We start from the raw sequence: 23,691 nt of genomic DNA on the forward strand, positions 1-23,691 counted from the left end.
TTGCTGCGCCCGCTGCCTCTGACTGCGCTAGCCTTCACGCCCTTCGGCGTGGTGATTCAGCACCCGGGGGAGGTGGGCCAGACCATCAATGCCGGCAGCGCGCAGCGCTTCGATCTCGTGCGCGATCTGCAACTGCACCAGGCGCAGGGCCGGGCCGTCCTGGCGCTGTTTCGCGCCCAGGCCCGTTCATTCCCGCAAGCGCTCACGACGCTGGAGCGCCATGCGCTGGGCAGCCAGAGCTTCGTGCCCCTGGGGGCTCGGCGTTTCGTGATCGTGGTCGCGCCTGCCGGTGCCGCCCCGCGCGCGGAAGATCTGCGGGCCTTCATCACGGATGGTGCACAGGGTGTCGTGTTGGCGCCCGGCGTCTGGCATCACGCATTGCTGGCGGTCGATGCGGGGGACTTCGCGGTCATCGAACGCACGGCCGATGCCGTGGACTGCGAGGAAATCACTTTGCCGCAGCCAGTGCTGCTGAGCCTGAGGCCGGAGGCCGGCTAGTCCGCCGCGGCCAGCCGGCCGATCAAGCTCCCGCAATGCGCTCGGCCAGCGTGATCAGTGAACGGTCGCTTCCTGCCGGGCCCAGCAGCGACAGGCCTAGGGGCGCGCTGTCGCGTTGCGCCAGCGGCATCGAGAGTTGCGGGAAACCTGCGAGGCCGGCAATGCACAGCATCTGGATGGCGCGGTTGCGGTAATCCTCCAGCGTCGATTCGGAAGTGCTGCGCAGGGGCGCGATGTCGGGCATGGTGGGCATCAGCAGCACGCCATCGTTGCCCAACAGCTGCGTCAGGTGCTGGTGGAAACGCGTGCGGAAAGTGTTGGCGGCCTGCACCTGTGCATCCGTTACTTCGCGCGACCAGGCAAAACGTTCCGCCACGCCGGGCCCCAGAGGCGGCGCGTAACGTTCGATCAGCGGACCGTCGGTCGTCCAGGCTTCGCGGCCCTGGATGTGGCGAAAACTCCAATACATGGCGTCGAAACTGTCCAGCACGGCGTGGACGGGCTGGCTGTCGCCCAGCAGCTTTTCCACGCCTTGCACGGCCGGGCCCAGCGCGGCCGTGACCTCCGGCGATAGCAAAGACCAGACATCGGTGGGGCGCAGCAACCGGACACGGCTTGGCAGCGGGTGCGGGTCGGCGTCCAGCAGCACATCGGCCACGCGCGCGATGGTCAAGGTGTCACGCGCGAACCAGCCGCAGGTGTCCTGACTGGGTGCGAGATCCAGCGCCCCTTCAAGGCTGACGCGGCCATGCGTGGGGCGGATGCCGTACAGGCCGCAGTGGTTGGCTGGCGCGCGCACCGAGCCACCGGTGTCCGTTCCCAGCGCGAAGTCGCACAAGCGCGAGGAGACCGCCGAGGCCGAACCCGAGGAAGAGCCGCCGGTGATGCGTTCCGGTGCCGCGCCGTTGATCGGCGCGCCGAAATGCGCGTTGTTGCCGTTCATCGAAAACGCCAGCTCGTCGGTGACGGTCTTGCCCGCGAAGCGCGCGCCCGCGTCCAGCAGTGCCTGCACCGTGGGAGCGGTCCTTGTCTTGATGCCTGACAGCGCGAGCACGATGGGGTTGCCGCCGCCCGTCGGGTAACCGGTCACGTCGAACAGGTCCTTGACGGCGAAGGACAGACCCGTCAACGCGCCGGTGGATGCATGGGCGACAGGGACGTCGGGATAGGGGACAAAAGCGTGGGCAGGGTCGTTCAGAGGCATGGCCGGGACGGTCGGAGAATGGTCAGGAAATTTCGTGCAGGCGCAGGCAGCTCACGCGGTGGCCGGGGCGCGCTTCCTCGGCCTGGGGTTTCTGCGCGCGGCAAGCATCGTTCGCGTGGGAACAGCGTGGCGCGAAGGCGCAGCCCGGCGGCAGCGCGCTCAGGTCCGGCGGCGCGCCGGGGATGGTCTGCAGTGCGACACCGCGCTGCATCGCGCCATGGGCACGTCCCTGCAACAGGGCGCGCGTGTAGGGGTGGCGCGGTGTACGGATCAATTCGTGCGCCGTGCCTTCCTCGACGATGCGACCCGCGTACATCACGGCGATGCGGTCGGCCACCTCCACGGCGGCGCCGATGTCGTGGGTGACGAAGACGATGGACAAGCCCAGTTCGCGTTGCAGCTCGCGCAGCAACAGCAGAATCTGGATCTGTACCGTGGCATCCAGGGCCGTGGTGGGTTCGTCGGCCAGCAGCACTTGCGGTTTGCAGGCCAGGGCCAGGGCGATCATCGCGCGTTGGCGCATGCCGCCGGACAATTCATGCGGATAGGCCGCCAGCCGCCGTTCCGGGCTGGGGATGCGCACGCGTTCGAACAGCGCCAGCGCCCGCTGACGGGCGGTCGCGGCGTCAACCCCATCGTGTCGGCGGATCGACTCGACGATCTGGGCGCCCACCGAATACACCGGGTCCAGGGCCAGCAGCGGTTCCTGGAAGATCATGGAGACCACTTTGCCCCGGTAGTCCGCCAGCGCGCGACCCGACATCGCCAGCACGTCACGGCCAGCCACGCGCACTTCGCCGGCCAGGGTGGTGCGGCGCTCGGGGTGCAGGCGCAGCAAGGTGCGCAGGGTCACGCTCTTGCCCGAGCCGGATTCGCCGATCAGCGCCAGCACTTCGCCGCGCCGCACGTCCAGGCTGACGCCGCTGACGGCGCGCACTGGCTTGCGGCCGCCGGTGAAGGTCACGCCCAGGTCGCGCAGGCGGACCAGTGGCTCGTCGGTGGCGTTGGTGTGGATCATGCTGCTCAGGCGGCTTGCGTCAAGGCGAGGGGATGGCCACTGCCGGCCTCGTGGATCAGGCAACTGACGCGCTGCAAGGGCGAGACCGGTCCGAGCTGCGGCGCACGCTCGGCGCATACCGGCGCCGCCTGCGGGCAACGTGGATGAAATCGGCAGCCGCTCGGCGGGTTGATCGGATTGGGCGGGTCGCCGGCCAGGGGCGCCGTTTCGGTGCGGTGGTCCGGGTCCATGGCGGGCATGGACGAGAGCAGCGCCCGGGTGTAGGGGTGCGCCGGCTGCTCATAGAGCAGGTCGGCCGCGCCGATCTCGGCCACCTGGCCGAGGTACATCACCATCACACGGTCGCTGATGTAGCGCACCACATGCAGGTCGTGGCTGATGAAGACGTAGGTCAGGCCGAACTCGGTCTTGAGGTCCGCCAGCAGGTTGATGACTTGGGCTTCCACCGATTTGTCCAGGGCTGACACGGCTTCGTCGAGGATGACCATGCGCGGCTGCAGCGCCAGCGCGCGGGCGATGTTGACCCGCTGGCGCTGGCCGCCCGAAAGTTCGTGCGGATAACGTTCGGCGAAACGACCGGGTTCCAGACCCACCCGCGCCAGCAGGTCGCGGGCACGCGCCACGGCCTCGCGCGTGCCGACGCCGTGCACCTGGGGGCCGAAGGCGATGGAGTCCTCGATGGTCAGGCGCGGGTTGAGCGAGGCATAACTGTCCTGGAACACCATCTGCACCTGGCGGCGGAATTCCTTGAGTGGCAGGTCGCGCGAGCCGACCGTACGACCGTCGAACACCACCTCACCCGCGGTGGGCGCGATCAGTTGCATCAGCAGCCGCGCCGTGGTCGATTTGCCGCAACCGGATTCGCCAACCACGCCCAGGGTCTCGCCCTTGAGAACCTCGAAGTCGACGCCATCGACCGCGCGCACCACGCCGCCACCGCCGCCCAGGGGGCCTTGCTGGAGTGGGAAGTACTTTTTCAGGCCGCGGATGGTGAGCAGCGGCTGGGCGGGGCCACCGACATCGACCAGGGGAGGCAGCAAGGCTGTCATGGCTTCATCCTTTGTTGTCCATGGCCATGCGCAGGCCGTCGGACAGCAGGTTGAAGGAGATCGAGGTGATGAAGATCATCACGCCCGGCAGCGCCGCCACCAGCGGCTGGGTGTAGATGGCCGTGCGCAGGGTGTTGAGCATCAGGCCCCACTCGGGTTCGGGTGGCTTGACGCCCAGGCCCAGGAAGGACAGGCCCGAGGCCAGGATCATCGAGACCGCCACCAAGCTGGTGGCGTAGACGAAGATAGGGCCCAGCACGTTGCCCAGCACATGCACCCGCACGATGGTGAAAGCATCAGCGCCCGAGGCCCTCGCGGCTTCCACGTAGTCACGGCCCCGCACCTGGGTGGTCACGGCCTCGGCCACGCGCGTGATCTGCGGGATGAAGACGATGGTCAGCGAGATCAACGAGTTCAGGATGCCCGCGCCCAAGGCGCCGGACAAGGCGATGGCCAGCAGCACCGAGGGAAAGGCGTAGAACACGTCCACCGTGCGCATGATGGCGGTGTTGACATAACCACCCGCATATCCCGCAACGATGCCAATGGTGGTGCCGATCACGAAGGCGCAGATCACCGGCGTGATGCCCATGAAGAGCGACAGCCGGGTGCCCACGATCAGGCGGGACAGCAGGTCACGACCCAATTCGTCGGTGCCCAGCGGAAAACCTTCGGTGCCCACGGGTCGCAGTCGCTTGAGCATGGAGGCCGCGTAAGGGTCGGACGGCGCGATCCAGGGGCCGAAGAGGGCCATCAGGAGCAGCAGCAGCACGACGATGGCCGCGCCGATGGCAACCGGGTCGCGCCGAAAGCGCAGCACGACCGAGGTCCAGTAGCCGCGTGAACGGCCGGCGGGCAAGGCCTGGATGACGGGTGCGGCCAAGGTGGGGCTTTGTGCGTTCATCAGCGTGCGATGCGGGGATCGAGCAGCGTCTGCAGCATGTCCACCAGCAGGTTGAGCATGACAAAGAACAAGGCCAGCACGAGGATGGTGCCTTGCAGCAGCGGCAGGTCACGCTGGAAGATGGCTGAGTTGAGCAGGAAACCCGTGCCCGGCCAGGAGAAGACGGTCTCGATCAGGATGGAACCACCCAACAAATAGCCCAATTGCAGGCCCATCACGGCCAGCGCGGTGGGGGCGGCATTCTTGACCACATGGCGGAAGATGCCGAACTGGGTCAGCCCCTTGGCGCGCAGGCCGACGATGAATTCCTGTTCCAGCAGCTCGGCCACCAGCGCGCGCACTGTGCGCGCGATGATGCCCATGGGGATGACCGACATGGTCAGCGCCGGCAGCAGCATGAACTGCAGGTGCTCCCAGTTCCAGGCCCACTCGTCCGAGCCGCCGGGACCGGCGCCTGTGGCGGGCAGCCACATGAGCTGCGAGGAGAACACGATCACCATCACCATGCCCAGCCAGTAGTGGGGCACGCTCACGCCCAGTACCGACAGCAGGGAGGCCGCGCGGTCCAGCAGGGAGTTGCGGAAATAGCCGGCGACAAAGCCGAACAGGCTGCCCAGCAGAAAACCGATCAGCGTCGCCACCAGGGCCAGCCTCAGGGTGTTGGTCACCGCGCGCAACACCTCATCGATCACCGGACGGCTGGTGGCGATGGAGGTGCCCAGATCGCCATGCAAAGCACGCCAGACCCAAAGCCCGAACTGTTCGGGCAGGGAACGGTTGAAGCCGTAGAGCTCGCGCAACTGGGCTTGCAATTCGGCCGAGGCATCGGGCGGCAGGATGGAGACCAGAGGGTCCCCGGGCGCCAGATGCACCAGCGTGAAGCAGACCAGGGCCACCCCCAGCATGATGGGCAGGGTGTAGACGACGCGTCTGAGCAGGTAGGCAAGCATGAAGGGCGGGCGTCGGGCTGGCTCGAGTGCGGATCAGGGGCTGGGGCGCTTCGGAGCGAACTCGGCCCCGGCGCGTGCCATCAGTCCATGGACATCGTGGCGATGTCGATGAACCAGCTGCGCGGCTGCACCACGTTCTTCACCTTGGCCGACATGGCGCGCGGGCCGACGTCGTGGGCGATGTAGATGAAGGGCGGGTCTTCGACCATGTGGGCGTGCAACTTGGCCAGGGCCGCGTCACGCGCCTTGTCGTTGAAGCTGGTTCGGGCGTCCGCCACCAGCTTGTCCACTTCGGGGCTGCCGTAGTAGCCCCAGTTGTTGGAGACTGGCGGGAACGCCTTGGTGGAGACGAAACGCACCATGGCGAAGAACGGGTCCATGGCGGCGAAGCTGATGTTGACCGCGTTGGCACCATTGGCCGAGGGGTCCTTGGCGCCCTTGCGCCAGTTGGTGAACAGCGTGTTCCATTCGATCACGTCGAATTCGACGTCGAAGTAGCACTGCTTGAGGGACTGCTGCACGAATTCGTTCATGGGCAGCGGCTGCATCTGGCCCGAGCCCGAGGCGGAAATCTGCACCTTGACCTTCAGCGGCTTGGCGGCGCTGTGACCAGCTGCCGTCATAAGGGCTTGCGCGGCCTTCACGTCGTACTTGATCTCGAACTTCGGGTTGCCCCACCAGGGGTGGCCCGGCGGCACCACGCCCTTGGGCTCGGCCATCATGCCGCCCAGCAGCTGCTTGAGGCCGCCACGGTCCACGCACAGATTGGCGGCTTGGCGCACACGCTTGTCCAGCCAGGGGGAACCTTCGGCGAAGGACAGCTGCCAGGGCCAGACATGCGGTTGAGCGTTGCTGTAGATCTTGAAACCACGTTGCGTGATTTGCGCCATGGCATCGGGCGCGGGCGCCTCAATCCAATCCACCTGGCCGCCCAGCAGCGCGGCCGTGCGCGCGTTGGCTTCGGGCATGGGGAGCAAGACGACCTTGTCGATCTTGGGCGTGCGCTTGCTGTCCCAGTAGCCCTTGTTGGCGGCCAGTTCCAGGCGCTCGCGGGCCAGGAAGCGGGTGACCCTGAAGGGGCCGGAGCCCGCGGGGTCGGCGGCGAACGCGGTCCAGGCAGCCTTGGCCTTGTCGGCCGGGGTGGCACCTTGGGCGGCTTCGAACTTTTTCTGCCAGTGGACGGGCGAGGCCATGAACAGGTTGGTCAAGTTCAGCGGCAGGAAGGCGTCGGGTTCGCTGGTGGTCAACTCCACCGTCATATCGTTGATCTTGCGGGCGCTGCGCAGCGTGGGCATGCGCGAGGCGGTCACGCCGACCTGGCTGGCGTCGAAATGGACGGCGTCCTTGTCCAGCACCTTCTGCACGTTCCAGACCACGGCGTCGGCGTTGAAGGGTGAGCCATCGTGGAACTTCACGCCACTGCGCAGCTTGAAGGTCCACTTGGTCTTGTCCTTGGCATCCACCGCCCAGGAGGTCGCCAGGCCGGGGATCAGCACGCTGGGGGCGTCGGACTTGGACAGGTCCCACTGCGTCAGCGCGTCGTAGATCGGGATGCCGGTGAAGCGGTTGCCTTCGAAACCCTGGTCGGGCTGGCCGAGCGTGCGCGGAATGTCGGCCGCCGTCATGGCGATGCGCAGGACTTTCTCTTGCGCCTGGGCGGTGCCGTTCAACAGAGACAAGGCGGCGCTCAGGGCCAGGCCGAGCGTGGCGAGGCGCGCGGCGGAAGGAAGCAGACTCATGTGACCTCCAGAAGTCAGCGGGTTGAGGGTGCTGCCGCCGATGCAAGCCGCATGCCAAAAATGCTATGTATAAATCGATAATCGATATTGTTGATTAATTTATCGATACTTGGCATGCTATTCGCTACCAGGGATGCCAGGACTGTTACGCATGCCTCGCGCATTCCAAACCAAGATCATGACCACCGCCACCGAACTCCGCATTGATGCCGAACGCCTCTGGTTGTCCTTGATGGACTTGGCCCACATCGGTGCCACGCCCCGGGGCGGTGTGCGGCGACTGGCCCTGACGGACGAAGACCGCCGGGGCCGTGAACAAGTGGTGCAGTGGTTTCGGGAAGCGGGGCTGGACGTGCGGGTGGACGAGGTGGGCAATGTCTTCGGCCGCCGAGCGGGCACGGACGCCAACGCGCCTGCCGTGGCGACGGGCAGCCACATAGACACCCAGCCTTCAGGCGGCAAGTTCGATGGCAACTACGGCGTGTTGGCGGGGCTGGAAGTGGTGCGCACGCTCAATGACCACGGCATCCGCACGCGCGCGCCGCTGGAGGTGGTGTTCTGGACCAACGAGGAAGGCTCGCGTTTCACGCCGGTGATGATGGGCTCGGGCGCTTTTGCCGGCGTGTTCGCGCCGGATTTCATCCGCGAGCGCGCGGACATCGAGGGCCAAACGGTCGGTGACGAGCTGACGCGCATCGGCTACCGGGGCGCGCACCCTTGCGGACAGGTGCCGGGTGGCATGTACGCCGCCTATTTCGAGACGCACATTGAGCAGGGGCCGGTGCTCGAGGACGCTGACCTGCCCATCGGCATCGTCACCGGCGCGTTGGGCCAGCAGTGGTACGACGTGGTCGTGACGGGGCAAGACGCGCATGCCGGCCCCACGCCCATGGCGCTGCGGCACGATGCCATGCTGGCCGCGGCGCGCATGATCGAGGCGGTCAACCGCATCGCGCTGGCGGAAGCACCGCATGGACGCGGTACCGTGGGTTTCATCCAGGCCCAGCCCAATTCACGCAACGTCATTCCAGGGCAGGTGAAATTCTCGGTCGATTTCCGCAACCTGACGCAAGCCGGGCTCGACCGCATGGATGCCAGCATGCGCGAGGCCTTTGCCCTGGCCGCCGCGCAAGGCCAATGCGAGGTCGACATCAGCCAGGTCACCAAGTTCAAGCCCTGTGCCTTCCACCCGGATTGCGTGGACAGCGTGCGGCGCGCGGCACGCGCGTTGGGTCTGCCGCACATGGACGTGGTCAGCGGCGCCGGGCACGACGCGGTCTATCTGAATGGCGTGGCGCCTTCGGGCATGATCTTCGTGCCCTGCAAGGACGGGATCAGTCACAACGAAATCGAAGACGCCCAGCCCGAGCACCTGGCCGCCGGCGCCGACGTGCTGCTGTGGGCCATGCTGGAACACGCGCGCTGAATGGGTGCGCTGCACGGGTGCCGGTGCACGCGATGTGATGGCATGGTGCATGCCGTCCCGCCCACGAGTGCATTGACCGCAGTTGGAGGAAACGGTGAAGAGCCTCAGTAGGTGGCCAGCGACTGCGAAATCGCGCGCGCGCATTCGATGACCAGCGGCGCGAGCTTGGCCTGTGCTTCGTCCATCGTCCAGCGGCTGGTGGGCGGTGAGAGGTGGACGGCGGCCACCGCCCGACCCTGGTTGTCGACCACGGGTGCGGCGATGCCCATGTCGCCCAGAAACAATTCTTCGCGGTTGGTGGTGTAGCCGGTTTTGCGGCACAGCGCCACGCGCTCCAGGATGGCGTTTACACCGGTCAGCGTGTTTGGCGTGCGCGCCGGTCGCGGCGCGCTGCCGAGCAGGCTGCGCACCTGGGCATCGGGCAGGGTGCTTAGCCAGGCCCGGCCCGAGCTCGTGCAATACATGGGGATGCGCATGCCTACCGGGGTGAGCACGGGGATGTGCTGCGTGGTCAGGAACTGGGCGATGTAGACCATGTCCGCGTCCACCGCCTCGGTCAGGCTGGCGGTTTCGCCGCTGGACTGGGCCAGTTGCGACAAATAAGGATGCGCCGCGCGGATCAGCGGATGCGCAGCCAGGTAGTTGAAACCGATGTCGATGACCTTGGGCAGCAGTTGAAATCGTCGTGTCTGTGGGTGCTTGCCCACGTAGCCTAGCACTTGCAAGGTGTGTACGGTGCGCTGCGCCGAGCCCTTGCTCATGCCGGTCAGCTCGGCGAGTTCGCCCAGCGTCAGCGTGCGGTGCGACGCGTCAAAGGCACGCAGTACAGCCAAGCCTTTTTCGAGTGATTGATTGAACAGGGGGTCGGCGACGGGGGACGGCATGGTGGCCGGATTATCAATGCGGGGACAATACGGGCATGGCGCAAGAAATCACCCTCACCCGTCCCGACGACTGGCACCTGCACCTGCGCGATGGCGCGGTGCTGGCCACGACCGTGGCGCACGCGGCCGCGCAGTTCGGCCGTGCGCTCATCATGCCCAACCTCCGCCCGCCGGTCACGACCGCCGACCAGGCGCTGGCCTACCGGCAGCGCATCCTCGCTGCCGTGCCCCGGGAGGCGCCTGACAGCGCGGGTTTCCAGCCGTTGATGTCGCTCTACCTGACCGACAACACACCGCCCGAGGAGATCGCGCGCGCGAAGGAAGCGGGCGTGGTGGCGCTGAAGCTCTACCCCGCGGGCGCGACGACCAACAGCGACGCGGGCGTGACCGATGTCCGCAAGACCTACAAGACGCTGGAAGCCATGCAGCGCCATGGGTTGCTGTTGCTGGTGCATGGCGAGGTGACCGACCCGGCCGTGGACGTGTTCGACCGCGAGGCCGTTTTCATCGACCGCGTGCTGCAGCCCCTGCGCCAGGATTTTCCGGAGCTGAAGATCGTCTTCGAGCACTTGACGACCCAGGAGGCCGCGCAGTACGTGGCGGCCAGTGACCGTTACACGGGCGCGACCATCACGGCCCAGCATCTGCTCTACAACCGCAACGCCATCTTCACGGGCGGTCTGCGGCCGCATTTCTACTGTCTGCCTGTGCTCAAGCGCGAAGTGCATCGCCTGGCGCTGGTGCAGGCGGCGACCAGTGGCAACCCGCGTTTTTTCCTGGGCACGGACAGCGCGCCGCACGCGGCGACCCTGAAGGAAAACTCGGTCTGCGCCGCCGGTTGCTACACCGCGCACGCAGCCATCGAGCTGTATGCCGAGGTCTTCGACGCCATGAACGCGCTGGACAAGCTGGAAGGCTTCGCCAGCCACCACGGCGCGGATTTCTACGGCCTGCCGCGTAACGCGCAGCGCATCACGCTGCGCCGCGAGAGCTGGACGCCGCCCGAGCGGTTCACCTTTGGCGAGGCCGAGCTCAAACCCTTGCGCGCGGGGGAGGCGCTGGCCTGGCGCCGAGTCTGAATGGATGGCGCCCACTGCTTCGAGTCGCACCGGCCCGGCTTCGGGCTGGGCGATGGCGCCAATCGACTGGTCTGCCCCCTGGTTCCACCCTTGGCGTGAGCCTGGGGCGGGTGTCGTGGCAGGCTGTCAAGCTGGCCAGGCGGTGCACGAGGCCCTGAGCGTGGCGCGGTCGTCGACGGCTGCGCCGAACCTGCGTTTCGGGCCTCAGCAGATCTTGCCGGCAGGGGAGCCCTACGAGCGCTACATCTTCGAGCAAGGCGTCGTCCCGACGCGCGACAACGCGCACGATTTCTTCAACGGCCTGGTCTGGCTGGGTTTGCCCCAGGCCAAGCGGCGCATGAATCAGCTGCAGGCGGCCGAGATCGCGATGCATGGCGTGGGCGCCGCCCGTGGGCCGGTGCGCGACGCGCTCACCGTCTTCGATGAAAACGGCGCCGTGCTGATGGCGCCAGACGCGCTGTGGGAAGCCCTGCTTGCGCGCGACTGGCAGCGGCTTTTCGTGGACCTGCGCGTGCGCTGGTGCGAGGCACGCCTGCTGGTCTGCGGCCATGCCTTGCTGGAACAGTTGCAGCGGCCCCGCAAGGGACTGACGGCCCATGTCTGGCGGGCCCAGGCGGGGATGATGTTGATGGCGGAGTTGGATGACTGGCTGGCCGGTCAACTGCTGCCTGAGCGCCTGGCTCGCAAGCCCTTCACGCCCTTGCCCGTGCTGGGCATTCCGGGGTGGTGTGCCGAGAACCAGGCGAATGGCTTTTACGACGACACGCGGGTGTTCCGGCCCGCGCGGGCCCGGGCTCAGGCCGCATGATCAGCCCGCGCGAGGCGCTCACGGACTTGCGCACGCGCGGCAGTTCCTGCCCTCAGTGGCCCAGGCCCAACTCCCGCGCGATCGCGGTGTTCTTCGCATTCGCCCGCTGGTAGGCCGGCCGTTCGTCCAGCCTTTGCACGTAAGCCGTGTACAGGGGGCGCGGTTCCAGCATGTTGAACTGCAGCATGTAGCGCAACGTGCCGCCGAAAATCACGTCCGCCATCGTGAAACGCGCGTCCAGCAGCCAGGGACCGTGCGCCAGGGCGGCCTCCATCGTCGCCAGCATGTCCTCGTAGGTGCCGAAACCCGCGGCAGCAGGCCTGAAATTCCAACCCGATGCATGCGCCATCGCACCCGGTTCGATGACCGACGGGGCGAAGAAAGACCAGCGCAGGAAGCTGGCCCTGGCGGGATCGTCCAGAGCGGGGGCCAAGCGTCCCGGGGCATAACAATCCGCCAGGTACAGGCCGATGGCCGCGCTTTCGGTCACGACCACGGACCCGTCGACCAGGATGGGCAGCTTGCCCATGGGGTTCAGCGCCAGGATGTCGGGTGCCTTTTGTGCGCCCTTCATGATGTCCACGGGGTGCAAGGCGTAGGGCACGCCAGTTTCCTCCAGCATCCAGAGGACGTTTGCCGCGCGCGAATAGGGGTGGTGGTAGAGGACGATGGACATGACGTTTTTCTCCAACGCGGGTTTCACCGGGCGCCATGATAGTGGTGCCGCGCCCCTTGCATTCCGGGGCGCGCCAGAGACGCGCCAGCGGTCCGGACCGGGTGGGCCCGCTGAAATTGCCATTTCCACCTGTGGGATTGCACGGTTTTTCTTGAAACCGGGCGGCGCGCCCTTACCATTCGCGCCGTGGCCGCCATCTCGCGTGCGGCTTGTTCCAAGGAAATCATGAAACGCATCGTTCTTTTCGTTCTGACCAACCTGGCCATCGTGCTCGTGCTGGGCATCGTGGCGAACCTGCTGGGTGTCAACCGTTACCTCACGGCCAATGGCCTGAACCTGGGTGCGTTGCTGGGCTTCGCGCTCATCATGGGTTTCGGTGGCGCCTTCATTTCCCTGCTGATCAGCAAGCCCGTGGCCAAGTGGAGCGCGGGCGTGCAGGTCATCGAACAGCCTCGCACCGCGGACGAGGCCTGGATCGTCAACACCGTGCGCAAGTTCGCTGACCAGGCCGGCATCGGCATGCCCGAGGTCGGCATCTTCGAGGGGGAGCCGAACGCCTTCGCCACGGGTGCGTTCAAGAACTCGGCCCTGGTGGCCGTTTCCACGGGCTTGCTGCGCAACATGACGCGCGAGGAGGTCGAGGCCGTCATTGGCCACGAAGTCGCGCACATCGCCAATGGCGACATGGTCACCATGACCCTGATCCAGGGCGTGATGAACACCTTCGTCGTGTTCCTGTCCCGCGTGATCGGCTACGCCGTGGACAGCTTCCTGCGCAAGGGCGACCAGGAAAACAGCGGTCCTGGCATCGGCTATTACGTGACCACCATCGTGCTGGACATTGTCTTGGGTTTCCTCGCCGCCATCATCGTGGCCTGGTTCTCGCGTCAGCGTGAATTCCGCGCGGACGCGGGCGCGGCGCAGCTGATGGGTCGCAAGCAGCCCATGATCAACGCCTTGTCCCGCCTGGGCGGGCTGACGCCCGGTGAACTGCCCAAGAGCGTCGCGGCCATGGGCATCGCCGGCGGCATTGGTCAGCTCTTCAGCACCCATCCGCCGATCGAAGAACGCATCGCCGCTCTCCAAGCCATGCGCTGATTCCTGGGCCCGGCCCGCGCGCGATCTCCCGCGCGTCGGCCTTCGGGCAAGGGCTCACCTGCTTGTCCCGCGTCGGTGTGAGCCGGCGCGTTTTTTTTGCCTGGGTGATTCGCGTGAGTGGCTTGACCCTGCCAGTGAGTCACGTGATGATGGCACGCCCTGCATCGCAGGCTTGCAAACTCAACAACCGTGCCGCGTCGTACTGCGTCATCCCCCGGAGGAAAACCCCGTTCGATCCGTGTTGGGCGAGGTTTTGTGGTTCGCCTGTGGGGGGCCATGGTGGCCTTCAATCTTCTGTTGGTCGGCTTGACCGTCGGGTCCTTGCAGGCCGGGCGCATGCGCTTCGAGCACAGCGCGATCGTGGCCTCGGAGACTCTGCTGCGATCCATGGCCCAGAACATCGCCTACACCCTGAACGGTGAGGACCCGCTGGAACCCGAGCCCATGCTGACGCAGCAGTTGCGTCATCTGCCGGAGCTTCGGGGATTCCTGGGGACGCGAGGCTATTTCGCCGTGTTTGACGCGGGCCTGCGTCAAATCGTGCGCCATCCGCCCTTGTCCTGGCCGCTGGAGGAAGCGCAACCGTCTTTCGCGACCCCCGAGCTGCGCACCAGGATCACCCGTGGCGAGGTCGAGGGGCAGTACCTCACGCCCGGCGGATTGGACGAGCGGCGGATGCCGCGCATGGGCATCGACGCGGACGAAACCCTGTTCCTGTTCCACCGGATCGATGGCAGCACCTACTATCTTCTGCTGAGCCTATCCGCGCGGGACTATCTGCATGAATGGCGCCTGGAGAGGGACAAGGCAGGCGCCCTGGTCCTGCTGTTCCAACTGGGAAGCCTAGTGGTGTCCGTACTGATCCACCGCGCCTGGCGCAGCCAAGCGACCGCCTTGCGCGCCTTGCGGTTCGAAAAGGAACTCAATCAGACCATCGTGCGGTCGGCGCCTCTGGCGATCTACACGCGCGATACCCAAGGCCGCGTCACGGCCTGGAATCCGGCGGCGGAAAGGCTTTTCGGCTGGACGGAGGCTCAGGTGCTTGGGCACTTTCTGCCCAGTGTCCCGCGGGCCATGGAGTACCAGGACGAAGACAATGCCTTGCGCCTGCGCGTCCTCGCGGGCGAAAGCATTCCCGATCTGGAGGTGCAGCGGCAGAAAGTCTCGGGCGAGATGTTCGAGTTGAGCGCTTCGCTGTCTCCCTTGCGCGACGAGGACGGCTCCATCAGCGGTTTTCTCACCATCGCGGCGGATGTGACGGCGCGCAAGCAGGCGGAGCGGCAGGTGGAGTTCCTCGCCTACCGCGACGTGCTCACCGGCCTGCCCAATCGCGCGCTGCTGCAGGACCGCTTTGCCCAAGCCATCGCACGCGCGGAGCGTCATCACTACAAGGTGGCGCTGCTGTTCCTGGATCTGGACCATTTCAAGACCATCAACGATTCGTTGGGGCATGCCACGGGTGATGCGTTGCTCAAGGAAGTGGCGCAACGTTTGAGTGACTGCATGCGCGAGATCGACACCATCAGCCGCCAGGGGGGCGACGAGTTCCTGGTGGTGCTGTCGGACCTGGAGGGCACCGAGATGATCTCGCCGGTGTTGCTCAAGATCCGCGAGCGCTTGCAGCAGCCGCTGCTGTTCGATGGGCACGAGCTCAGCATTTCCTCGTCCATCGGCGTGGCCCTCTACCCGGACGATGGCCACGACTTCGAAACCCTGCTCAAGAAAGCCGACACCGCCCTCTACCGTGCCAAGGACGCGGGGCGCAACCAGGCGCGTTTCTTCGACGAGCAGATGAACACCGAGGCCGTGGACCACCTGCACCTGAAAAACGGCCTGCACCGTGCGCTGAGCCGCGGCGAACTGGAGCTGCATTACCAGCCCCAGTTCGACCTGCGCACGGGTGGCGTGGTGGGTGTCGAGGCCTTGTTGCGCTGGCGGCACCCGGAGGAAGGGCTGATCTCGCCCGCGCGTTTCGTCCCTGTAGCGGAAGACAGCGGCTTGATCGTGCCGATCGGCGAATGGGTAATCCGACAGGCCTGTGCGCAGGCCATGGCCTGGCGCCAGGCCGGCCTGCAGCCCCTGCGGATGGCGGTGAACCTGTCGGCTGTCCAGTTTCGGCGGGGCGAGGTGCAGGCCGTGGTGGCCCAGGCGCTGCGGGACAGCGGCCTGGCCCCCGAGCAACTGGAGCTGGAACTGACCGAGTCCATCCTGCTGCACAACACGGAGCAGGTGCTTCTGGCCGTGGACCAGATCAAGCAGTTGGGGGTGAAGCTCTCGATCGACGATTTCGGAACGGGGTATTCCAGCCTGGCCTATCTGAAGCGCTTCGCGGTGGACAAGCTCAAGATCGATCAGAGCTTTGTCCACGACCTGGCACATGACTCGGACGATGCGGCCATCGTGCGTGCCATCATCCAGATGGCCGCGGGACTGGGACTGCGGACCATCGCCGAGGGCGTGGAAGACGCCGCGGTGCTGGCGGCACTGCGACGTTTCGGCTGCGACGAAGCCCAAGGCTATTACCTGGCTCGGCCCTTGCCGGCCGCAGAGTTTGCCGAGTTGGTCAGACGGCTCGAGGCCGCGCCCTGCGATCTGGACGCCATGAGCCGAGTCTGATCAAGACGCCAGGGGGCCTACAAGTCGGGAGGCGTGATGGCGGGGGCCCGGTCACCCCGCGCTCAACCGGCCTGCGTGGTGTCCAGGCTGTGTGCCAGCGACGAGGCCAGTGCTTCCGCGACTTTGATGCCGTCCACGCCCGCCGAGAGAATGCCGCCCGCGTAACCCGCGCCTTCTCCAGCCGGATAGAGCCCCCGTACGTTCAGGCTTGCGCAGTCGTCGCCGCGCGGCATGCGCAGGGGCGACGAGGTGCGCGTTTCCACGCCGGTCAGCACGGCGTCCGGCAGGTCGTAGCCCTTGATCTTCTTGCCGAAGGCTGGCAGCGCTTCGCGCATGGCCTCGATGGCGTAGCCCGGCAAGGCGAGGCTGAGATCGCCCAGCTTGACGCCTGGCTTGTAGGAGGGAAGGACCGCGCCGAACTTGTGTGAGGGGCGCTGGGCCAGGAAGTCGCCGACCAATTGGCCCGGGGCCTCGTAGCTGGCACCACCCAGTTCGTAGGCCAGCGCTTCGAGCTTGCGTTGCAGCGCGACGCCCGCGAGCGGGTGGTATTGCTTCGGGCTTTGTCGCGCCAGCGCGGTTGACTGCGCGGCGTAACGACGGCCATCCTCCTCGCCGAAGGCCGCGATCCAGTCTGCCAGGTCGTCCACACCGTCCGGGTAGTCGTCCGGTTCGATGCCCACCACCATGCCGGCGTTGGCGTTGCGTTCGGCACGTGAGTATTGGCTCATGCCGTTGGTGACCACCCGGCCCGGCTCCGAGGTCGCGGCCACCACGGTGCCGCCCGGGCACATGCAGAAGCTGTAGACCGCGCGTCCATTGCTGGCGTGGTGCACCAGCTTGTAGTCCGCCGCGCCCAGCAGCGGGTGGCCCGCGTGCCGGCCCCAGCGCGCACGGTCAATCAGGCTTTGAGGGTGCTCGATGCGAAAGCCGATCGAAAAGGGTTTGGCCACCATGGACACGCCCTGGTCCCACAGCCGCGCGAAGGTGTCGCGCGCGCTATGACCCAGCGCCAGCACGGCATGACGCGTCGGCAGCTCGTAGGCGGTGTCCGTGGTCAGGTCGAGGACGTTCAGTCCCCGCAGCGCGTGCTGCCCGCCCGTCGAGGCGTCCCTGTCCAATAGCAGATCCGTCACGCGCTGCTGGAAGCGGATTTCCCCGCCCAGGGCCGTGATCTGCGCGCGCATGGACTCGACCATCTTCACCAGCTTGAAGGTACCGATATGCGGGTGCGCCTCGGTCAGGATGTCCTCGGGCGCGCCTGCGGCCACGAACTCGTTCAACACCTTGCGCCCGAGGTGGCGCGGGTCTTTGATCTGGCTGTAGAGCTTGCCATCGCTGAAGGTGCCGGCGCCCCCTTCACCGAACTGCACATTCGATTCGGGGTGCAGGACCTTCTTGCGCCACAGGCCCCAGGTGTCCTGGGTGCGTTCGCGGACCGCCTTGCCGCGTTCCAGCACGATGGGCCGGAAACCCATCTGTGCCAGCAGCAGGGCGGCAAAGATGCCGCAGGGGCCGAAGCCGATGACCACGGGGCGGTGCTCGGGATGGGACTGCAGGCGCGTCAGAAAGTCTGCCGGGGCCTGTGCGGGGGCCCGATACGTCAGGTCAGGGCTGGGACCGATGTGGGGGTGGGCGTCAAACTGGGCCAGTAACCGGGCTTCCAGCTCGGGCGCGAGCTCCACGTCCACGATATAGACCTGCTGCAGTTCGGCCTTGCGCGCGTCGAAACTGCGTTTGTAGACCTGATGGGTCCGAAGTTCCTCGGGCGTGATGCCCAAGGTCCGTGCGACAAGCGTCGGCAGGGCTTCGGGGGCATGCTCCAGCGGGAGCTTGAGTTCGGACAGGCGGATCATGGGTTCCTCGGGCTTGTGGTGATCAAGCAGAAAGAGGTTCGGCAAAACCGGAATGATAAGGTGAGAGGAGATAATGCGCGCCGTGAAGTCGGCTGGACCGCCGCTGGCACAAGCAGGGAAACCTGGTGCTGGAGGAACGTCCGGACTGCGCAGGGCAGCGTAGGAGGTAATACCTCTCCACCGCGAGGTGAGGATCAGAGCAACAGAGACGAGTCACTTTGGGGCCATGCCCAGGGCGCAAGCCCGAGGCAAGGGCTTCAAGGTGGGTGAAACGGGCAATCTCTACGCGCAGCAACACCAAATAGGCACACGATGACGGGGCCCCCGAGTGTGCGGGTAGGTGGCACCGAGCCGCACGGGTAACCGGCGGCCCAGATGAATGGCGGTCACGTCATGGGCAACCGTGATGCACAGAATCCGGCTTACAGGCCGACTTCACACTTTTGCCTCGCAGCGATTGCTTGAGTTTCGGCCACGAAAAAGGCTGGACGGTGCCAGCCTTTTGAGGGGTGCATCAGACCTTCAGCGCCATTGGTGCGCGCCGAAGATCAATGCATCTCAGGACTTCGATGCCGCTGCCAGGGCCGCGCCCAGGGCGAACACCGAGTTCGGCGCCGTGGTGCGGGGGCGCTCCACCGGCCTCGGCGCGAAGATCCCACGACGGGTCTGGGTGGCGCGCGCGGAGGTGGGCTGCGTGGAGGCATCCGCGTCGGGACCCAGGTCGACGCCCTTGGCGCGTTGCTCCTCGCAAAGCTGGTGCAGTTTGATGCCTTCCATGTGGTCCATCATGCGGCTGCTCAGGCCCGACCAGAGGTCACGCGTCAGTTGCAGGCCGGCTTCACCGGCATCCGCGACTTCCTCGCCCATCAGTTCCTGCGCGCCTTCGACGGCACGGATGATGTCGGCCACACTGATGCGCTGGACGCTGCGGCCCAAGGTGTAGCCGCCGCCCGGACCGCGGGTGCTTTCCACGAGGTTGGCGCGGCGCAGCTTGGAAAACAGCTGTTCCAGGTAGGACAGGGAGATCTGCAGGCGTTGGCCGATGGAGTTCAGCGGCACGGGGCCTGCGGCCTCGCGCAAGGCGAGGTCGATCATGGCGGCGACGGCGAAGCGGCTTTTGGCGCTCAGACGCATGGGGAACTCCTTTTCTCTTAGCCAGAAACTTCGAACCCGACCGAGTAGGCGGTTCGGACGCGTCCTGCTCAATCGGTGAGGGACTGAGTCATTCCAACATAGGGAAGTTCCCTTCAACTTCAAGGCTTATCTGCTTTTTTTCTGGCTTGAATTCGATCAAATACGTATTCATTGGATTTATTCGAAAGTGATCGCTAACAATCAATGCTTTTAAAGTTATGTAAATGCCACCAAACGGCGTTTTCTCGGGAGATCCTGGGCCGGGACGACTTCAAATTGAGAAACCAATCCGGGACTTGAGGCTCGGGGGCGATGGCGGGGGAGGCGTATGGCGCCCAAAGGCGCCGCGCGATGGCGTGTACGCCCAGGTTTCGTTCAGGGACGCCCCGCCATCTGCCCGATAATTTGTGCCATGCGCATACGTTTCACCAAGATGCAGGGTGCGGGCAACGACTTTGTCGTGCTCGACGAAACCCAGGGCCGACTGGGTCTGGACTCTGCCCAATACCGCTGGCTCGCGGATCGCCATTTCGGGGTGGGGGCGGACCAGATTCTCAGCGTGCGCCCCTCGCCGGCTCCCGGCATTGACTTCGAATACGTTATTCACAATGCCGATGGGGCCGAGGTTGAGCAATGCGGCAACGGCGCGCGCTGCTTTGCACGCTTCGTGCATGACCGCGGCTTGAGCGGCAAGCAGGCCATTCGCGTGCAAACCCTGAGTGGGGTGATCGAACCCAGATTCACATCCGATGGCCGTGTCACCGTGGACATGGGCGCACCGGTCTTTGACCTCGTGCGAGTGCCCTTCGACGCCGAGGGCCTGGCACCGAGGATAGACGCTGCCTGGCAGACCTGGCCGGTGCCGCTGGACGGCGGTGTCGTGAATCTGGCCGTGCTGTCCATGGGCAACCCGCATGCGGTGCAGCGTGTCGCCGATGTGGACGCCGCGCCGGTGCGCGAACAAGGGCCACTGATCGAACACCATCCGCGCTTTCCGCGCCGTGTCAATGCTGGCTTCATGCAGGTGGTGACCCGAAACCGGGTGAAGTTGCGCGTCTGGGAGCGGGGCGCGGGCGAAACCCTGGCCTGCGGCACCGGAGCCTGTGCCGCCGTGGTGGCAGGCATCCGCCAGGGCCTGCTGGATGCGCGCGTCGACGTGCAGACGCGTGGGGGTGTGCTGACCATCGAGTGGGGCGAGGGACGACCGGTGCTGATGACCGGCCCGGCCACCACGGTCTTCCAGGGCGAAATTGACGTGCCCGATCTGCCTGACCTTGTGAATTCCTGAGCCTGGACTTGCGCCCATGACCGAAGAAGAAATCGTCCGCTACTTGCGCGGCAATCCGGCTTTTTTTGATCGCAACGCGGATGCGCTGGCTGAAATCGTGCTGGTCAGCCCGCACAGCCGGCGTACCGTGAGTCTGCAGGAGCGCCAGGCCGAGCTGCTGCGCGAGAAGATCAGGGCCTTCGAAACGCGCCTGATGGAGTTGTTGCGCCATGGCGCGGACAACACCATGCTGGCCGATCGCCTGTTGCGCTGGGCCGGGGATCTGTTCCTGGAGCACGACCCCACGCTCGTGCCCACCTTGATCGCCCATTCCATTCAGCAGCAATTCGCCGTGCCCCAGGTGGCCTTGCGCGTCTGGGGCGTGGCCGCAGCCCACGCCAGCGCGCCTTGGGCCCAGGGCGCGACCGAGGAGGTGCGACAGTTCGCCGAGGCCTTGCGTGAACCCTTTTGCGGGGTGAACACGGGCTTCGAAGTTGCGGCCTGGTTGCCTCATCCCGAGCAGGCCGTGTCACTGGCCTTGCTGCCTTTGCGTGCACCGGTGCAGGACGCCGCGCGCGCCGACCGCGCCTCGGACTCGCCATCGACCATGGGGCTGATCGTGCTGGCATCGCCGGATGCCCAGCGCTACACCAGCACCATGGGCACGGATTTTCTGGTGCGCATCGCCGAGGTGGCCAGCGCGGCCCTGTCACGCTTGAGGTGAGGCATGACGCCGTCGGATACGCAACTCGTCGAGCAGTATCTGGCCCATGTTCGCGTGGAGAAACGCCTCGCGCAGCGCACCGTCGAGTTGTACACGCTGGATTTGCACAAGCTCGGCGAATTCGCGCGCCAGGCGGGTGTGCCCTTGCTGCAGGTTCACAGCGCGCATGTGCGGCGCTGGATCGCCCAGATGCATGCCGGCGGGCGCAGCGGGCGCGGCATTGCCCTCATTCTTTCCGGCTGGCGCGGTTTTTATGCCTGGCTGGGGCGTCAGGGCCACATCGCCAGCAACCCGGTGCAGGACGTGCGCGCGCCCAAGGCCGCCAAACCCCTGCCCAAGGCGCTGAGCGTGGACGAGGCGGTCCAACTCGCGAGTTATCGAAGCGATGGGGCGGGTGTCGACGCGCGGCTCGGCGAGGACGATGACCCCTGGTTCGCCGCCCGCGACGCCGCGATGACCGAGTTGCTCTACAGCAGCGGTTTGCGCGTGGGGGAACTCACGGGGCTGGATGTGAGCGCCAGCGAGGCGGCTCGCAAGGCGGGGCGGGGGTGGCTGGACCTGCAGGCCGGTGAAGTCCAGGTCCAGGGCAAGGGCGGCAAGCGCCGCGCCGTGCCCGTGGGGGCCGCCGCGCGCCTGGCCTTGCAGCAGTGGCTGGCGGTGCGCGGGCAAGGCTTGCCGGCCGCCGCGCAGGATGGGCAGACCGCACTGTTCATCGGTCGCAACGGCACGCGCCTCACGCCGCAATCGATCTGGCAGCGCTTGAAGCGCCGTAGCCTCCTGGCGGGGCTGGCCACGCCCGTGCATCCGCACATGCTGCGTCATTCCTTCGCCAGCCATGTCCTGCAATCCAGCGGGGATCTGCGGGCGGTTCAGGAACTGCTAGGCCACGCCAACATCGGCACGACGCAGGTCTACACCCGCCTGGACTTTCAGCATCTGGCACGGGCCTATGACGAGGCCCATCCGCGCGCGAAATTGGGCGACAAGGCCGGTGGCAAGTCCAGTGGCAAGAAGTGATCCATCTCACTGACAGCCCCGGCCGGCCGGGCCTGGGGTTCAGCTATCGCCGGGCATCGGCAGCTTGGGTAGGTCCGATCGGGGTGTTTCATCCCCCTCGTTCGAACCCAGCAACTCGTGCGACGGCGCCAGGGCCATCGGACCGGAGGACTCGTCGTTCAACCTGAACACCCCGACCGTGCGCACCAGGGCTTGCGCCTGGGTTTTCATGCTGTTGGTGGCGGCGGCCATCTCTTCCACCAGCGCGGCATTCTGTTGGGTGGTCTTGTCCATGTTGGTGATGGCTTCCTCGACCTGCGCCACGCCATCGCTTTGCTCGGCGCTGGCCGCGCTGATCTCGCCCATGATCTCGGTCACGCGCCGGATGCTGTCCACCACCTTGGACATGGTGCTGCCGGCCTGATCCACCAAGCTTGTACCCTGTTCCACCTGCGTGACGCTGGCCGTGATCAGGTTCTTGATTTCCTTGGCGGCGTCCGCGCTGCGCCCCGCCAAGGCGCGCACCTCGCCCGCCACCACGGCGAAGCCGCGTCCCTGTTCACCCGCGCGCGCCGCCTCGACCGCCGCGTTCAGCGCCAGGATATTGGTCTGGAAGGCGATGCCATCGATCACGCTGATGATGTCGGCGATCTTTTTGCTCGCCTCGCGGATGCCCTTCATGGTCTCCACCACCTGTGCGACCACTTCGCCGCCCTGCGCCGCGACGGCGGACGCATCCTGGGCGTACTGATTGGCTTGCAAGGCGTTGGCCGCATTCTGCTTGACGGTGCTGCCCAGCTGTTCCATGGAGGCGGCGGTCTGCTCCAGTGAACTGGCCTGCGCTTCCGTGCGCGCGCTCAGGTCCTGATTGCCTTCCGCGATTTCCGCGCTGGCCATCGAAACAGCCTCGCTGCCAATGCGGACCCGGGCGACCAGATTCGTCAGCGCGGTCTGCATCTCCAGCAAGGCCTGCAGCAGTTGTCCGAACTCGTCCCGGGTGTTGGGTTGAATGGGCGCGCTCAAGTCGCCCTGGGCCACGCGCAGCGCCAGTTGCGCCGCATGGCGCGCACCGCCCGAGATGCGCTGGCTCAAGGCGTGACCGATCAGCAGCCCGAGCGCGCAGGTCAGCAGCAGCGAGCCCAGATTGCCATACAAGACACGGTCGCGCACGGCGCCGCTCTGGGCATGGGCTTCGCCGGCGCCTAGTCTGGCTAACTCGCTGAGCTGACCGACTTCCGTCGTCAGACTTCCGAAAGTCCGAAGCGCGGGTCCCTTCAGGATGTCCAACGCTTCTTCGTCCCGGCGTTGCCGAGCCAGCCCCACGATCTCCTCTTGCTGGGCCTTGTACTGTTTCCAGGTTTCCTGCAGGGCGTTCAGAGCCTCCTGCTGCACGCCGTCAGTGAAATAGGGCGTCAGGCTCTGCAGTTCCTGGTCGATGCCCTTGCGCATCTCGTCCATCTGCTTCTCGAGGGCTCGCCGTTCGTCCTCGCCGAAAGTCAGCACGTGCTGGAATTGCGCCGCTCGCAGCAGGTTGACCTGCGCGCGCAGCGCGCCCGCGTGCTGCGTCGCGGGCAACCAACGTTCGGCCATCTGGCGTGCGTTGTCGTTCAGCGATCCGGCCCCGTAGATGGCATACAGCGACTGCGCGGCGGCCAGCACCAGCACCAGTATGAAGCCGCCCATGAGTTGGGCGCCGATCTGCAAGTCCTTGATGCGCATGGTGCGCTGTCTCCGTGTTGTATACCGGTCACTCTATGCCCAAGCCGAT

The 23,691-nt window shown here is 66.2% G+C and carries 20 protein-coding genes and 1 other RNA gene; 10 read left to right on the top strand and 11 right to left on the bottom strand.

What is annotated here, in order from left to right; all coding sequences use genetic code 11:
* On the top strand, positions 1–498 hold the full coding sequence (locus DW355_RS06255) for an ureidoglycolate lyase (protein ID WP_242671313.1): 498 nt from the start codon (positions 1–3) through the stop codon (positions 496–498).
* Between the two features lie 22 nt (positions 499–520).
* Here DW355_RS06255 and DW355_RS06260 read toward each other — a convergent pair whose 3' ends face one another.
* The 6 genes from DW355_RS06260 to DW355_RS06285 all read right to left on the bottom strand — a co-directional run bounded on the left by DW355_RS06260 (position 521) and on the right by DW355_RS06285 (position 7,362).
* Complete coding sequence (locus tag DW355_RS06260; RefSeq protein WP_131278538.1) at positions 521–1,702, bottom strand: amidase; 1,182 nt, start codon at positions 1,700–1,702, stop codon at positions 521–523.
* A 22-nt stretch (positions 1,703–1,724) separates the two neighbouring features.
* Entirely contained in the window at positions 1,725–2,720 is a 996-nt protein-coding gene (locus DW355_RS06265; protein WP_131278540.1) for an ABC transporter ATP-binding protein, read from the bottom strand.
* A gap of 5 nt (positions 2,721–2,725) precedes the next feature.
* Complete coding sequence (locus DW355_RS06270; RefSeq protein ID WP_207388087.1) at positions 2,726–3,769, bottom strand: ABC transporter ATP-binding protein; 1,044 nt, start codon at positions 3,767–3,769, stop codon at positions 2,726–2,728.
* Between the two features lie 4 nt (positions 3,770–3,773).
* Positions 3,774–4,673: an ABC transporter permease gene (locus tag DW355_RS06275; RefSeq protein WP_131278542.1), complete on the bottom strand. Its 900-nt coding sequence runs from the start codon at positions 4,671–4,673 to the stop codon at positions 3,774–3,776.
* Complete coding sequence (locus tag DW355_RS06280; RefSeq protein WP_131278544.1) at positions 4,673–5,623, bottom strand: ABC transporter permease; 951 nt, start codon at positions 5,621–5,623, stop codon at positions 4,673–4,675. Before DW355_RS06280 ends, DW355_RS06275 begins: the two co-directional genes overlap by 1 nt.
* Before the next feature lie 80 nt (positions 5,624–5,703).
* A complete protein-coding gene (locus DW355_RS06285; protein ID WP_131278546.1) occupies positions 5,704–7,362 on the bottom strand; it encodes an ABC transporter substrate-binding protein in 1,659 nt (552 codons plus the stop codon).
* 178 nt (positions 7,363–7,540) lie between these two features.
* Between DW355_RS06285 and DW355_RS06290 the strand changes: the two genes are divergently transcribed.
* Positions 7,541–8,788, top strand: coding sequence for a Zn-dependent hydrolase (locus DW355_RS06290; protein ID WP_131278548.1), 1,248 nt, complete (start codon positions 7,541–7,543; stop codon positions 8,786–8,788).
* Between the two features lie 104 nt (positions 8,789–8,892).
* Here DW355_RS06290 and DW355_RS06295 read toward each other — a convergent pair whose 3' ends face one another.
* Positions 8,893–9,672 carry an IclR family transcriptional regulator gene (locus tag DW355_RS06295; RefSeq protein WP_131278550.1) on the bottom strand — a complete coding sequence of 260 codons (780 nt, stop codon included), beginning with the start codon at positions 9,670–9,672 and terminating at the stop codon, positions 8,893–8,895.
* 35 nt (positions 9,673–9,707) lie between these two features.
* Here DW355_RS06295 and pyrC point away from each other — a divergent pair, with 35 nt between their 5' ends.
* Both pyrC and DW355_RS06305 read left to right on the top strand, forming a co-directional pair.
* Entirely contained in the window at positions 9,708–10,751 is a 1,044-nt protein-coding gene (gene pyrC / locus DW355_RS06300; protein ID WP_131278551.1) for a dihydroorotase, read from the top strand.
* Between the two features lie 52 nt (positions 10,752–10,803).
* Entirely contained in the window at positions 10,804–11,559 is a 756-nt protein-coding gene (locus DW355_RS06305; RefSeq protein WP_131282386.1) for a DUF3025 domain-containing protein, read from the top strand.
* Positions 11,560–11,611: 52 nt separating this feature from the next.
* Here the strand turns inward: DW355_RS06305 and DW355_RS06310 are convergent, their stop codons facing one another.
* Positions 11,612–12,235: a glutathione S-transferase family protein gene (locus DW355_RS06310; RefSeq protein ID WP_131278554.1), complete on the bottom strand. Its 624-nt coding sequence runs from the start codon at positions 12,233–12,235 to the stop codon at positions 11,612–11,614.
* Positions 12,236–12,460: 225 nt separating this feature from the next.
* On the opposite strand from DW355_RS06310, the gene htpX reads away from it, so the two are divergent.
* The gene (htpX, locus tag DW355_RS06315) at positions 12,461–13,333 is read left to right on the top strand and encodes a protease HtpX (RefSeq protein ID WP_131278555.1); all 873 of its coding nucleotides are present in this window, start codon (positions 12,461–12,463) and stop codon (positions 13,331–13,333) included.
* A 276-nt stretch (positions 13,334–13,609) separates the two neighbouring features.
* Positions 13,610–15,949, top strand: coding sequence for a putative bifunctional diguanylate cyclase/phosphodiesterase (locus tag DW355_RS06320; protein ID WP_131278557.1), 2,340 nt, complete (start codon positions 13,610–13,612; stop codon positions 15,947–15,949).
* A 62-nt stretch (positions 15,950–16,011) separates the two neighbouring features.
* Here the strand turns inward: DW355_RS06320 and DW355_RS06325 are convergent, their stop codons facing one another.
* Complete coding sequence (locus DW355_RS06325) at positions 16,012–17,802, bottom strand: NAD(P)/FAD-dependent oxidoreductase (RefSeq protein ID WP_131278559.1); 1,791 nt, start codon at positions 17,800–17,802, stop codon at positions 16,012–16,014.
* 84 nt (positions 17,803–17,886) lie between these two features.
* Between DW355_RS06325 and rnpB the strand changes: the two genes are divergently transcribed.
* An RNA gene (gene rnpB, locus DW355_RS06330) (RNase P RNA component class A) lies at positions 17,887–18,243 on the top strand.
* Positions 18,244–18,360: 117 nt separating this feature from the next.
* On the opposite strand, the gene DW355_RS06335 is transcribed toward rnpB, so the two are convergent.
* Complete coding sequence (locus DW355_RS06335; RefSeq protein ID WP_131278561.1) at positions 18,361–18,936, bottom strand: Rrf2 family transcriptional regulator; 576 nt, start codon at positions 18,934–18,936, stop codon at positions 18,361–18,363.
* A gap of 412 nt (positions 18,937–19,348) precedes the next feature.
* Here DW355_RS06335 and dapF point away from each other — a divergent pair, with 412 nt between their 5' ends.
* Genes dapF through DW355_RS06350 form a run of 3 tightly spaced genes read left to right on the top strand, consistent with a single transcriptional unit; the run spans position 19,349 to position 21,944 of the window.
* The gene (dapF, locus tag DW355_RS06340; RefSeq protein ID WP_131278563.1) at positions 19,349–20,224 is read left to right on the top strand and encodes a diaminopimelate epimerase; all 876 of its coding nucleotides are present in this window, start codon (positions 19,349–19,351) and stop codon (positions 20,222–20,224) included.
* A gap of 16 nt (positions 20,225–20,240) precedes the next feature.
* The gene (locus tag DW355_RS06345) at positions 20,241–20,927 is read left to right on the top strand and encodes a DUF484 family protein (RefSeq protein WP_131278565.1); all 687 of its coding nucleotides are present in this window, start codon (positions 20,241–20,243) and stop codon (positions 20,925–20,927) included.
* 3 nt (positions 20,928–20,930) lie between these two features.
* Positions 20,931–21,944: a tyrosine recombinase XerC gene (locus tag DW355_RS06350; protein WP_131278567.1), complete on the top strand. Its 1,014-nt coding sequence runs from the start codon at positions 20,931–20,933 to the stop codon at positions 21,942–21,944.
* A gap of 39 nt (positions 21,945–21,983) precedes the next feature.
* Here the strand turns inward: DW355_RS06350 and DW355_RS18360 are convergent, their stop codons facing one another.
* Complete coding sequence (locus tag DW355_RS18360) at positions 21,984–23,642, bottom strand: methyl-accepting chemotaxis protein (RefSeq protein ID WP_131278569.1); 1,659 nt, start codon at positions 23,640–23,642, stop codon at positions 21,984–21,986.
* Between the last annotated feature and the right edge of the window lie 49 nt (positions 23,643–23,691).

This window comes from Hylemonella gracilis (assembly GCF_004328645.1).
Taxonomy (GTDB): domain Bacteria; phylum Pseudomonadota; class Gammaproteobacteria; order Burkholderiales; family Burkholderiaceae_C; genus Hylemonella; species Hylemonella gracilis_B.